Source organism: Flavobacterium aquidurense (genome assembly GCF_001404985.1).
GTDB classification, from domain to species: domain Bacteria; phylum Bacteroidota; class Bacteroidia; order Flavobacteriales; family Flavobacteriaceae; genus Flavobacterium; species Flavobacterium aquidurense_B.
In genome coordinates this window covers 34,405-47,649 of the sequence record NZ_JRLF01000006.1, presented here as the reverse complement: position 1 = coordinate 47,649, position 13,245 = coordinate 34,405, and the positions used below count along the sequence as shown (strand labels likewise).

The following is a 13,245-nucleotide window of genomic DNA, read 5'->3' as shown; positions in this document are numbered from 1 at the left end:
AGCAAAAATAGTTTAAAAGTAACAAAGCACCAACCCATGATCTCTACAAAGTTTCTTAACTTTGTTGCAAATAATTTATTCATAATGCTCAAGAACGCTTTTAGTCACTACATTAATAATTTTAAAGGATTTTCAAGAGAAATTTGGATACTTACAATTGTTACTTTTATCAATCGTGCCGGAACGATGGTGCTGCCTTTTTTATCAAAATACTTAAAAGAAGATCTACAGTTCACTTATAATCAGGTAGGTTGGATCATGGTAGCTTTTGGTTTAGGCTCAATGTTAGGTTCCTGGCTGGGCGGAAAACTTTCTGACAAAATTGGTTTTTACAAAATCATGGTTTTCAGCTTATTTACCAGCGGTGTTTCTCTTTTCTTTATACAATATATTACTACATTCTGGTCATTATGCATTGCTATGTTTGTTTTAATGACTATTGCAGATATGTTTAGACCTGCAATGTTTGTTTCTCTTGGCGCTTATGCCAGGCCGGAAAACAGAACCCGCGCCTTAACTTTAGTTCGATTAGCAGTAAACCTTGGTTTTGCAGCCGGACCAGCTTTAGGAGGTTTGATCATTATGGGAATTGGATATTCAGGTTTATTCTGGGTAGATGGCGCTTCATGCATTATTTCGATTTCTATTTTTGCTTTATTGGTTAAAGAAAAAAAGAAAGTAGAACATGGAGATAAAACGGAAAGTGCTGCCGAAATAAAATCGGTTTTTCATGATAAAATCTTTTGGGTTTTCTTATTTGTAAGCTTTGTAACCGCTATGATTTTCTTCCAGCTTTTTACAACTTTACCTTTATATCATAATGAAAAATTTGGTTTGAGTGAATTTCAAACTGGTCTGTTAATGACTCTAAACGGACTTCTGATTTTTGCACTCGAAATGCCAACAGTTGGTTTTATGGAAAGAAGAGGTTTTCCTAAAATCAGGATTATTATTCTTGGATCATTTATTATGGCATTGAGTTTCTTTTTATTACTAATTAATATCTGGGCAGGAGTTCTTGTAATTAGTATGATTTGCATTTCGATTGGTGAGATTCTTACTTTCCCTTTTTCAAATGCTTTCGCACTAAGTCGTGCGCCACGTGGTCAGGAAGGTCGTTATATGGCTCTTTATACAATGAGTTTTAGTCTGGCTCATATCATTAGCTCAAAAGTGGGTTTCGAAATAATTTCCCGCCTTGGATACCAGATCAATTGGTTTTTTATGGCTTCTATAGGAGTTTTTGCAACACTTTGCTGCTTCTGGATCAGAAAGGCTTTGCTTGAAGAGAAAATTTCTTAAGATATTACCTTTTTATATTTAGTTTCTTAATTTATTTTGACCTGTGTTTCCATCTAAAAACACAGTGTTTTTCTATGCTTAAACACTAATGAAACGTATTTTTTAGTTAAATAACTATTTTTATAGTTGCGTAACTAGAAAAATAGTTGTAGGTTTGAATTAAAATTAGAAAACATGCAAAAGTTAACGAACAAGGAAGAGGAAATCATGCACATTTTATGGAAACTTAAAAAAGCATTCGTAAAAGAGGTTCAGGCAGAGATTACAGAAGATCAGCCACATTATAATACGTTATCGACTATTGTGCGTAATCTTGAAGAGAAAGGTTTTGTAGCACATAATGCTTTTGGAAACACGCATCAATATTATCCTATCATTACTTTAGAAGCGTACAGCAAAAAGTATATGAAAACTGCAATCGACAACTATTTTAATAGTTCGTATAAAAATATGGTTTCATTTTTTGCTAAAGAAGAAAAAATTTCGGCTGCAGAATTACGTGAAATCCTGGCTATGATTGAAAATCCAAATGTAGAAAAATAAGCATCATGGAAGCACTTTTTACCTTTATACTTAAATCAGGCGCACTACTATTATCATTTTATTGTGCTTATTATTTTTTATTGCGCAAAGAGACTTTTTTTAATAGTAACAGATGGTTTTTATTGGCTGGTTTGTTTACCTCAGTAATTTTACCATTTATAGTTTATACTAAAATTGTATGGGTTGATGCCAGCCCTCTTTCAAGTAATAATAATCAAATTTTTGCAGCGCAAACTAGTCAACAAGCAAATTTTATTTTTGATTGGTTTTTTGCCTTAATTGCCATTTACAGTATTGGTTTCTTGTCCTTATTAATAAAATTTGCTGTTGATTTTTATAGTTTAAATTCCGTTTTAAAAGGAAAAAAAGTAAAACAACAAGCTGATTTTAAATTTGTCGATGTTAACGAAAACATTGCCCCATTTTCTTATTTTGATTATATCGTATACAACTCATCACTGTATACAACATCAGAATTAGAAAGTATTATTGAGCATGAAAAAGTACACAGCGAGCAAAATCACACTATAGATGTTCTTGTGTCAAGAGTTTTTTGTGTATTGTTTTGGTTTAACCCAATAATGTGGCTGTATAAAAAAGCGATTCAGCAAAATCTTGAATTCATTGCAGATAATGAGGCTGCACAAAAAATATCCGATAAAAAAGCATATCAGTATACGCTTTTAAAAATAACAACACATGAAAATTGTGTTGCAATCACCAATCATTTTTATCAATCATTAATCAAAAAACGAATCATCATGTTAAACAAAAATCAATCAAAAAAAAGAAATCTATGGAAATTTTGCATTGTAATCCCAGTACTTGTCGCTTTTGTACTTTTATTTCAAATTAAAACTGAAGCAAAAGAAAAACAAATGCCTGTAAAAGAAATTTCAGGAGAAATTAAATCTGTAGATGTTTACAAAATCAAAAAAAGTTCTACTGATGAAGAGCTAAAAGAAATTAAAGAAAAATTAAAATCAATTCATAATATTGACTTTGAAACTTCTGAAATCAAAAGAAATGCTGAAAACGATTTAACTTCAATTAAAATTGACATTAAAAATGGAAATCAACAAGCACAATCTATTCAGACAGCCGGAAATCAAACTATAAAAGATTTCGGAATTATTGTTACAACAGATAAGGATGGCAGCAAAAAAGTTGGTATTCAAACGGCTGATGAAACAAGTAAGGATTCAAAAATAGTAATCGAAAAAAAACAAAAAACTAAATTAAATACTAATGATAACACTAATTCTAATATTAGTACAAAAACTAATACTAATAGCAACACAAATTCTGGGGTTATTATAACGACAAACTCAGAGGACAATGCAACTACAAAAATAATAACAAGTGACGGAAATAGTCAAATTATTGTTTCAAATTCCGGAAAAATTAATTTAAATGAACCAAAACTTGTAATCATTGACGGAGTTGAAATGCCTTCCACTTTTAGCTTTGAAGACTATAAATCTGGCGATATTAAAACTATGAATGTTTTAAAAGGAGAAATGGCAATAGCCAAATATGGAGATAAAGGAAAAAATGGCGTTATTATAATCGAAACCCGTAAATAAACTGTTGTTTAAATTTCAAAAACCAGAAAATGCAAAAGTTAACCAATAAAGAAGAAGAAATCATGCAGATTTTATGGAAGCTTAAAAAAGCTTTTGTAAAAGAAATCCAGGCAGAGATTATAGAAGATCAACCGCATTATAATACGTTGTCTACTATTGTGCGTAATCTTGAGGAGAAAGGTTTTGTAGCGCATAATGCTTTTGGAAACACGCATCAGTATTACCCGATCATTACTTTAGAAGCTTACAGCAAAAAGTATATGAATACTGCAATCGACAACTATTTTAATAGTTCTTATAAAAATATGGTTTCATTTTTTGCCAAAGAAGAAAAAATTTCGGCAGCAGAATTACGTGAAATATTGGCCATGATCGAAAAACCAAAAGAAGAAAAATAATCATTATGGAAACACTTTTCATTTTTATCGCAAAATCAAGCGGATTGTTAGCAATGTTTTATTGTGCCTACTATTTCTTATTGCGCAAAGAAACTTTCTTTAATAGCAGCAGATGGTTTTTATTGGCTGGTTTAGTTACGTCATTAGTTTTACCATTTCTGGTTTACACTAAAATTGTATGGATTGAGCCTGCCCCGATTCAAAATTCAGTTTCTAATTTAGTTTCAAATTCAATTGTAAAGTATTCACAAGGATATGTCCCGCATATTGTTGAAAATGAAACCTTCGAAATTAATTGGAATTATGTGATGCTTGCCATTTATACCATTGGTTTTCTTGCCTTGCTTATCAAATTCGCAATAGATTTTTACAGTCTGAATTCGGTTTTAAAAGGTAAAAAAGTACAACAGCAAGCTGACTTTAAATTTGTTGATATTAAAGAAAATATCGCTCCATTTTCTTATTTTGATTATATCGTGTATAACTCATCAATGTATACGCCTCAAGAATTAGAGAATATTATAGAACACGAAAAGGTACACAGCGATCAAAATCATACCATTGATGTCTTAGTGGCAAGAGTATTTTGTGTGCTTTTCTGGTTCAATCCTATTATTTGGCTGTACAAAAAAGCTATTCTTCAAAATCTGGAATTTATTGCAGATAATGAAGCAGCCAAAAAAATATCAGACAAAAAAGCGTACCAATACACGCTTTTAAAAATAACAACACATGAAAGCTGTGTTGCAATCACCAATCATTTTTATCAATCATTAATCAAAAAACGAATCGTCATGTTAAACAAAAATCAATCAAAAAAACGAAACTACTGGAAGTATTATGCTGTTATTCCGGCACTTGTAGCATTTGTGTTCTTATTTCAGATAAAAACAATTGCACAGGAAAAAGAGAGAAAAGAAAATCAGGAAGCTGTTGAGAAAACAGATCAAATTTATGTTTTAAAATTTCAGAAAAATACAACCGATAAGGAGCTGAAAGAAATTGCTGAAAAATTAAAAAGAGAACATAATATTGATATGGAAGTATCAAATGTGAAAAGAAACTCTAAAAATGAGCTAACAGCAATTAAAGTTGATATTCAAAAAGGAACCGGAGAAGCTCAAACCATTCAGATAGAAGGAGATAATCCTATAAAAAGCTGCGGAATTGTTATTACAACAAAAGATAATGGTTCTAAAAAAATCGACGTTGTTACAGATGGCGCAATTGATAAACCTATGGTAATAGGAGATCGTATGGTAGAGGTAAACGAAACAAATAACACTAATGTAAGTGTATTGCCTGTAGTTCCTCCTACTCCTCCAACCCCTCCTTCGTTTCCTGGCGGACCAATGCCTGAGGCTCCTCCTGTTGATATGTCGAAAATGCCAAAACCTCCTGTTGCTCCTTCAAATCATAAAGATAAAGTTGCAATGGCAAAATTTGAAAAAGAAATGGCTGAATTTGAGAAAAAAATGGAAGCATTTGAACCAGATATGTCAGCTTTTGAAAAGCAAGTAGAAGAAATTATGGCTCAAAGAGAAGCTATATTCGAAAAAGAAATGGAGAAATATGAAATTGCCATGGAGAAATTTAATGTTGAGATGGATAAATATTCTCAAGACATGGAACAAAAATATGGTAAGGATTCCAGAGAATATAATCTTAACATGAAGCAATATGAAAAAGACATGAAGCTTTACGAGAGAGATATGAAACTTCAGGAAAAAGAAATGAAGCTTCGTGAAAAAGAAATGAAGAGAATAGAGAAAGAAAGTAAAAAGTCTTAATTAATTCTAAAACTTTTAAATGAAAAAATCATTTCTTATAACATTATTATTACTCGTTTTTAATTTAACTTTTAGTCAAAAAAAGGAGGAAAAATTAATCGAACAAAAAATCGATAACTATATTAAAGAAGTAATAGCTATAAATGAAATTCCGGGTGTAGCATTAGCTGTTATCAAAGACGGAAAAGTTATTTATGAGAAATATTACGGAGAAGCATCTCTTGAACAAAATAAAGCAGTGGATAAAAACACTGCTTTTAAAGTTTTCTCTACTACAAAATTAATTACTAATGTGGGTGTTTTTCAACTTATAGAGCAAGGAAAACTATCATTCGAAGATTCTATTTCTAAATATCTAAATAATCTGCCTAAAGAATGGGAGGTCGTTAAAGTTAAAAATTTATTATCCCATTCTTCCGGTTTACCCAATATTGTAATGTTTGAGGATATCCCAAATACATTACCATATGATGAAAAAATCAAAATATTATCTAAAAAGCCAATGGAATTTGCAACGGGAAATGAATACAGGTACAATCAAACCAATTATTTATTTCTTGCTAAAATCATTGAAAAAATCACTGGATTAACTTTTGATGATTATATTTTAAAAAATCAATTTCCGGATATAAAATCCGGGGTTTATTTTTCATCAAACTTCGGTAAAGCCGTACCTAATAGTGCTTTTAGATATAATTATAATACCGAAAATAAAAAATACATAAAAAGTACCTCAGATTTTGGGTTTGATTCGCACTCAGCAAATGGTTTAAATATTTCTTTACCGGAATTTATTCGATGGAATCAAAATCTGGATCAAGATGTTTATCTCAAAAAAGAAACTAAATACTCTATGTGGGAACCTTTTAAATTTACTAATAACACCGATCGTTTTGCATATGGCTGGGAAATTGTTCCAGTAAACAAAATTTTGTCATATGGTTTTACGGGAGGAAATGAAACCGCTTTTAGAAAATTCCCTAATAATAACTTAACGGTTATATTTTTATCAAACGGACATAAATATTCGGGTTTGTATGTTCAGAGTCAGGTAATAAACCATGTTGCCGCAATTGTAGACCAAACACTTAAAGATGATTACTATCTTGCCGGTGAAAAAATAAATCAGAATTTTTTGAAATTTGATATCAATAAAGCTGAGCAAAATTATTCAGACATAAAAAAGAATCATCCGGATTGGGATTTTGAATATCGATTAAATGTTATTGGTTATACCTTGATGGATCATGGAAGGCTAAATGATGGAATTAAAGTTTTGGAATTAAACACAAAAGAAAATCCAAAATCCGGAAATGCATTTGATAGTCTGGCAGATGGGTATTTTAGAGACAATCAATTCGAAAATGCAAAAGAGAGTTACCAGAAAGCACTAAAATTATCTCCTGATAATAAAAATGCTACAGAAATGTTAGAAAAAATTGAAAAAATATTAGCTAAAAAATCATAGAACATTCAGAATCGATTCATTATGCGGATTATTACCTTATTCTAAATTCCAATATATCTACTTATATATTTCGAATACACCCAAAAAAGACTTTGCCCAAACGCAAAGTCTTTTTTTTATATCTTTGAGAAAAATTAACCTGCCATGTATAAAATTTTAGCCAAAATAAACAAACTCCTTTTACCAAGTTTCACCAAACAAGGTCTGGATATTTCAAAAGCAAAAAAATGGCAAATGGCTATTATTGGTTATCGTGCTTATGTAACCAAGCGTGCTTTAGAATAAAATTATTTTGCAGCCAAATAGTTGATTTCAGTTTCAACAATCTTGTTAAGAAATGAGAACCTCTTTTTTCTTATTACATTTCTTATCTCATCAATTATTTCATATGAAAAATAAAGAATTCAACATACCTCCTATTTATGCGGTACTTCTTGCCATTATTAGTGTACAATGTGGGGCAGCAATTGCTAAAAGTTTATTTCCTGCAATTGGAGCAGCAGGAACAGCTTCGATACGAATTGGAGTATCTGCATTAATTTTATTAGTAGCATATCGACCAAATCTTAAAGCAATTACTCCGCAACAATGGAAGATAGTGGCGCCTTATGGTTTGTCGTTAGGTGCAATGAATTTGATTTTTTATCTGGCGATAGAAAGAATCCCAATTGGATTAGCCGTTACCCTTGAATTTATTGGTCCGCTATTAGTTGCAATTATTGGTTCAAAACGTTTAATTGATTATTGTTGGGTTCTGCTTGCAGCTGTGGGAATTGCTTTAATAGCTCCCTGGACAAATGACCGTGTAGATATCTTAGGTGTTGTTTTTGCACTTTTAGCAGGTGGATTTTGGGCTGCTTATATTGTTTTGGGAGGTAAGATTTCTCAAATTATGAATGGTGGTCAGGCAGTATCAACCGGAATGTTATTTGCTGCGGTTTTAATTCTTCCTTTTGGTTTTTACGAAAACGGATTGGCTAATCTTACTCCAAAACTTTTTGGTATGGGAATCGCTTTGGCACTTTTATCCAGTGCTATCCCGTTTACATTAGAAATGAAAGCGTTAGGACAGCTTCCGCCACGTACCTTTAGTATATTGATGAGTTTAGAACCAGCTGCAGCATCAATTTGTGCCTTTATATTTTTGCAGGAAAAATTAATTTTTACCGAAATTTTAGCAGTAGTTTGTGTTGTTATTGCTTCTGCCGGATCGACTTTGACAGCTAAACGATAGATTTTATCATTCTTTATAAAGCATAAAAAAAGTCCCGCATTATACGGGACTTTTTTTGATCGTGAACTTTGTTTTATTATTTTTTTGGTAATAAAACAGTATCAACCACGTGAATTACACCATTAGATTGATTTACATCTGCAATAGTAACTTTAGCTTTGCTTCCGCTTTCGTCACTGATGTATAAATCTTTTCCTTTCATCCAAGCAGTCAAAGTACCACCGCTAACAGTTTTAAAAGTCGCTTTTCCTTTTCCGTCTTTAATTGCTTTAGCAATATCAGATGCATTTAACTTACCTGCAATAACATGATAGGTCAAGATCGTTTGTAACATTTTTTTGTTTTCAGGTTTCAATAACGTTTCAACAGTTCCTGCTGGCAATTTAGCAAATGCTGCATTTGTTGGGGCAAAAACGGTAAATGGTCCTTTACCTTGTAATGTTTCTACTAAGTCTGCAGCTTTTACAGCAGCTACAAGTGTAGTGTGGTCTTTTGAATTTACCGCATTTTCAATAATATTTTTATTTGGGTACATTGCTGCTCCACCAACCATTACAGTTTTTTGTGCAAATGATGTAAATCCAAATCCTAATGCTAAGATTGCTGCGGCTAAAAATTTTCTAGTTTTCATGATTAAATATTTTAAGTTATAAGCTCATTTACGGGGTAACTTTCGATTTGGTTTTATTAAATTTCTAAAAAAGATTAAAAAAAACTGAAATATCCTCAAATAGGACTGAAAAACAAGCGTTTAATCGTAAAATTTATTTTCAAATAATTTTAATTTTAGTCTCCTCTATATGTTAAATTTATTGTTAACTTTAGTAAATCTAAATTCATTCTTATGGAAAATCTACCTAAAAAAGTCAGAAGTAAAAAACTAAGTACAAGAGTTGATTTAACCGCTATGGTAAGTGTCTCTTTTTTATTGATTATATTTTTCATGGTAACGATAGAGTTATCAAAACCAAAAGCTGTTGATTTAAGTTTGCCTGATAATGATATAACATGTGGCTGGGGAGGTTGTTTTAAGGAAAATCGTTCAGTGACAATTCTATTAGGTAAAAATGATAAGTTAGTTTCATATATGGGATATGTAGAAAACCCAATGATTTCTCCTAAGGAAACCAGTTATGCAAAAGATGGTATTAGAAAAGAACTGTTTTTAAGAAACAAAAATATGCTTGAGTATTCTGCTAAATTAGGAAAAACAGGAAGAGGAATTACCGTAATTATTAAACCTGGTAAGGAAAGTAATTATAAAAACCTGATCGACATTCTGGATGAAATGGCTATTGCAAAAATTGATACTTATACTATTATTAATGATTTTACACCAGAAGAATCAAAGTTAATAGCAGCCCAATAATATCCTTTTACTAATATAATTTAATTTTATATGGAAAATCTACCCAAAAAAGTGAGAAGTAAAAAGCTAAGCACAAGAGTTGATTTAACCGCTATGGTAAGTGTTTCTTTCTTATTAATTATATTTTTTATGGTCACAATTGAATTAGCAAAACCGAAAGGAATGGACTTAGCTTTACCTGATAGAGACCCAAGTTGTGGTCCAATAGGATGTGTTGATGAAAATCGAATTTATACAATTTTACTTGATGGCAACAATAAAATTATAACCTATTCAGGTTTATTATCATATCCAGTTGAAACTCCAAAAGAAATTAATTATAGCCTAGAAGGTATACGAAAAGAATTAGTAAATAAAAAGATGTCTATTTTGAAATACTCAACCAATATTGGAAAACCAAAGAATGGTCCAATAATAATTATAAAGCCAAGTAAAAAAAGCAACTTTAAAAATTTGGTTGACATTTTAGACGAAATGCGAATTGCTAATATTGATGCGTTTGCTATTGTAAATGAATTTACTCCGGAAGAATCAAAATTACTAGCCTCTAAATAAATTTCTCTTAAAAACGATCATCCCTAGCCCTGATGGAAGCGGCATCCTTTTTCTTGCTTCTTTAGCAGGAAAAAGATACAGCGGACAGCAGGAAATAGCTCCTTAAAATTATAATAAAATCATCAAATTAAACAATCCTTGTTTTAAAAACAGTCATAAAAAAAGTCCCACAGCAATGTGGGACTTTTTTTATTTTAAGAAAACCTAAGAATTATCTTTTGATAAATTTGATACTTGAACTTCCTTTATCTGATTTTACTTTTATAAAGTAATTTCCGGTTCTAAGTTTTGAAACGTCAATATTAGTGGCTGATTTTGCATTAGGAACTGCAATTACCAATTGACCTAAAATATCATAAATCACTAAAGATTGTATTGTTATATCTTGTTTTGTATTGAAATTTAAAATGTCACTTGCAGGATTTGGATACAATGTGAAATAATTAGAAAACTCAAAATCAGACGTTTCTAATGTAGTTTCAAATTTTGAAGTAGCTTTATTGGTTAAAATTGGAAAATTATAATCAAAATAAATATTTGCCTCGTTTGCAAACGTATCTCCCACTTTTAGTGTTGGTTTTGTTTTGATTTTAAAAGCAATATAACCATCATTATTAGCATCGTCAAAAGGAAGATTGATATTCTCAAAAATGAATTCTACTTTGTTTCCATCTGAAATTTTAGTTACAAATGAATGACTTGAGCTTATTGGAACTAAAGTCGAAATATCAAATTTAGCTAAATCAATCATGTCTTTTACTACAATATTTCTTGCGCGAGAGGTTCCTGTGTTTTCAAAGCGGATCATATAATGCACATACTCGCCTATTAAATTTGGTGTTATAATTGTACCTTCCAGACAAGTTTTATCATTTGGATCATAAGAACCCACAACGGTTTGTTTTAATTCAAATAGATTATTTAATGGAGTTTCATCCAAACTTAGTGAAGAAATATTTGTACTAAATTTTAAAATATCTCCTATGTTGGCCGCCGGTTTATCTGTTGGTCTGTTTAAATATAAGGTAAAAGTAATATTACCGCTTTCAAAAGGTTTTAAATTATTAAAATCCCATTTTAATTCATTACCGGATTTAGATATTAAATCTTTATCTGAAGAAACATAGTGCAAAACGGTGTCATCAAATTTAACTGTAATAAAACCAGACTGAGTTGTGTTTCCATTATTTTTATAAACAATATTATAGGTACTTTCAAAGCCCGGCTCAGCTGCTATCCCCGGAACTAAAATAATCTCTAAATCGTTGCGACTGTCAACAGCAGTAATACAAAAATTTTCTACACGCGGACTTGCATCGTTGGGAAAAGAAACCGTTATTTCTTTTGGTGATATATTAAAATATTCTGGATATTGCAGAACTGGTATTATTTTATAATTTCCTTGTTGAAGTTCAATAGAAGGAATTTTTGAGTTATTAGAAACCAGAACCCCAGTTTTTAAATTACTTGTTACATTATATTTTATATCATAAACTACTACATCATTTAAATCACATCCATCATTATTTTGATCAAATTTATTTAATGCCTGAATAGTGTAAAAATCCCCTCCTGGCGTAAAAGAACAATATGTATTTAAATTGACTTTAGGCATATTATTATTTGCTAAATAATATTCTATTTGTTCTATATCAGTATCATCTGCGCAAATGTATTTTAAATTAGGATTGTTATAATAACTAAAACTGTCATATAAACCTAATCCTTCCTGTTTACCATTTTTTACAAATAAATAGACCAGATTATTATTATTACACGTAATTTGTGAAATCTTTTTAGCGCTATTAAAATCCAACGCCTCAATTTGATTGTAACTGCAATTTACCTCTAGAAGCTTTGGCAAATTTTCTAAATTTAATATTTTAATCTGATTATTAGAACAAGATAAAGTTTGAAGATTAGGCGAAGATTGAACATCAAGACTGGTAAATTTATTTATACCGCAATATAGGACTTCTAATTTTGACAAATTATTAGTTTCTAATGAACTAATTTTATTGGTTTCACAATTTGAAAATTTTAACTCGTTAAAAGCACTAATATCCAAATTACTGATATTATTATTGCCGCAACTTAACCATTCAAGTTTACTTGTATTGGTAACATCAAAATCAGTAATGTTATTATAAAAACATTCCAACCTTTTCAGATTTGGCAAATTTGATATCTTTATTGATGTTAATGTTCCCCATCTACTTAGAACATTCTCTAATTTTGGAAAACCATTCAAAGTTAGAGTTGTTAAATTAGTATAATCACATTCTAGAAATTGTAGATTATCTAATCCTTGTAAATTCAAATCAGTGATAGGATTATTACTGCAAACGAGATTATTGAGTTTACTTAGACCAGCAATACTTAATGAGGTAAATAAATTGTAACTACAATTTAGTGTTTTCAAATTAAATGAATCACTTACGTCAATATTGGTTAATCTACAACCAGTGCAATCAAGATTTTCAAGATTGGACAAAGTACTTAAATCTAGCGTCGTAAGCTTGCAGCCATATAGATCTAATATTTTAAGATTATTTAAACCACTTAAGTTAATAGACTTTAGTTGTTGGTTTCCTTCAATTGATAAAGTTTCCAGATTATCTAATCCAGCTAAATCAAGTGTAGAAAGATTACCATATTCTAATGTTATTTTCTTTAAATTTTTAAAATATAAAATACCAGTTAATGAAGCTATTCTTTTAATGACTACATTTTCGTTTAAATAAAGTTCACTTATCTTTTCAGCTTCACTAATTTCAATTTCGCCATTGCCATTAGAATCAATTTTTATCTTATTGCCATTGAGATCTTTTGCAATATCTGAATAAAGTGCCGATGATAACAATTTATCTTTAAAATTAGTATCTGGAATACTAATTATTTGCGCATACAAACCATTAAAAAAGCTTAAAGCAAGAACTAAAAAGTAGATTTTCTTCATATATATAGATTTTACTACAAAAATAACTTTTAAACATAATA

12 protein-coding genes are annotated in these 13,245 nt (G+C 30.4%); 10 read left to right on the top strand and 2 right to left on the bottom strand.

Features of this window, described 5'->3' with window-relative positions; all coding sequences use genetic code 11:
* The first annotated feature begins 84 nt into the window (after positions 1–84).
* The 8 genes from RC62_RS01770 to RC62_RS01735 all read left to right on the top strand — a co-directional run bounded on the left by RC62_RS01770 (position 85) and on the right by RC62_RS01735 (position 8,321).
* The gene (locus RC62_RS01770; protein ID WP_055092913.1) at positions 85–1,302 is read left to right on the top strand and encodes an MDR family MFS transporter; all 1,218 of its coding nucleotides are present in this window, start codon (positions 85–87) and stop codon (positions 1,300–1,302) included.
* Positions 1,303–1,476: 174 nt separating this feature from the next.
* Positions 1,477–1,845 carry a BlaI/MecI/CopY family transcriptional regulator gene (locus tag RC62_RS01765; protein ID WP_055092021.1) on the top strand — a complete coding sequence of 123 codons (369 nt, stop codon included), beginning with the start codon at positions 1,477–1,479 and terminating at the stop codon, positions 1,843–1,845.
* Positions 1,846–1,850: 5 nt separating this feature from the next.
* Positions 1,851–3,431, top strand: a complete 1,581-nt coding sequence (locus RC62_RS01760; protein ID WP_055092018.1) for a M56 family metallopeptidase — start codon at positions 1,851–1,853, stop codon at positions 3,429–3,431.
* Between the two features lie 29 nt (positions 3,432–3,460).
* Positions 3,461–3,829, top strand: coding sequence for a BlaI/MecI/CopY family transcriptional regulator (locus RC62_RS01755; RefSeq protein ID WP_055092016.1), 369 nt, complete (start codon positions 3,461–3,463; stop codon positions 3,827–3,829).
* A gap of 5 nt (positions 3,830–3,834) precedes the next feature.
* The gene (locus RC62_RS01750; protein WP_055092014.1) at positions 3,835–5,619 is read left to right on the top strand and encodes a M56 family metallopeptidase; all 1,785 of its coding nucleotides are present in this window, start codon (positions 3,835–3,837) and stop codon (positions 5,617–5,619) included.
* A 19-nt stretch (positions 5,620–5,638) separates the two neighbouring features.
* Positions 5,639–7,087, top strand: coding sequence for a serine hydrolase domain-containing protein (locus RC62_RS01745; RefSeq protein ID WP_055092012.1), 1,449 nt, complete (start codon positions 5,639–5,641; stop codon positions 7,085–7,087).
* Between the two features lie 144 nt (positions 7,088–7,231).
* Positions 7,232–7,372 carry a hypothetical protein gene (locus tag RC62_RS01740; RefSeq protein ID WP_055092010.1) on the top strand — a complete coding sequence of 47 codons (141 nt, stop codon included), beginning with the start codon at positions 7,232–7,234 and terminating at the stop codon, positions 7,370–7,372.
* A 103-nt stretch (positions 7,373–7,475) separates the two neighbouring features.
* Entirely contained in the window at positions 7,476–8,321 is an 846-nt protein-coding gene (locus RC62_RS01735) for an EamA family transporter (protein WP_055092008.1), read from the top strand.
* Positions 8,322–8,397: 76 nt separating this feature from the next.
* Here RC62_RS01735 and RC62_RS01730 read toward each other — a convergent pair whose 3' ends face one another.
* Positions 8,398–8,952 carry a fasciclin domain-containing protein gene (locus RC62_RS01730; RefSeq protein WP_055092006.1) on the bottom strand — a complete coding sequence of 185 codons (555 nt, stop codon included), beginning with the start codon at positions 8,950–8,952 and terminating at the stop codon, positions 8,398–8,400.
* A gap of 213 nt (positions 8,953–9,165) precedes the next feature.
* Here RC62_RS01730 and RC62_RS01725 point away from each other — a divergent pair, with 213 nt between their 5' ends.
* Both RC62_RS01725 and RC62_RS01720 read left to right on the top strand, forming a co-directional pair.
* Positions 9,166–9,690 carry an ExbD/TolR family protein gene (locus tag RC62_RS01725; protein WP_055092004.1) on the top strand — a complete coding sequence of 175 codons (525 nt, stop codon included), beginning with the start codon at positions 9,166–9,168 and terminating at the stop codon, positions 9,688–9,690.
* 30 nt (positions 9,691–9,720) lie between these two features.
* Positions 9,721–10,245, top strand: a complete 525-nt coding sequence (locus RC62_RS01720) for an ExbD/TolR family protein (protein WP_055092002.1) — start codon at positions 9,721–9,723, stop codon at positions 10,243–10,245.
* 211 nt (positions 10,246–10,456) lie between these two features.
* On the opposite strand, the gene RC62_RS01715 is transcribed toward RC62_RS01720, so the two are convergent.
* Positions 10,457–13,204, bottom strand: a complete 2,748-nt coding sequence (locus RC62_RS01715) for a leucine-rich repeat domain-containing protein (RefSeq protein WP_055091999.1) — start codon at positions 13,202–13,204, stop codon at positions 10,457–10,459.
* Between the last annotated feature and the right edge of the window lie 41 nt (positions 13,205–13,245).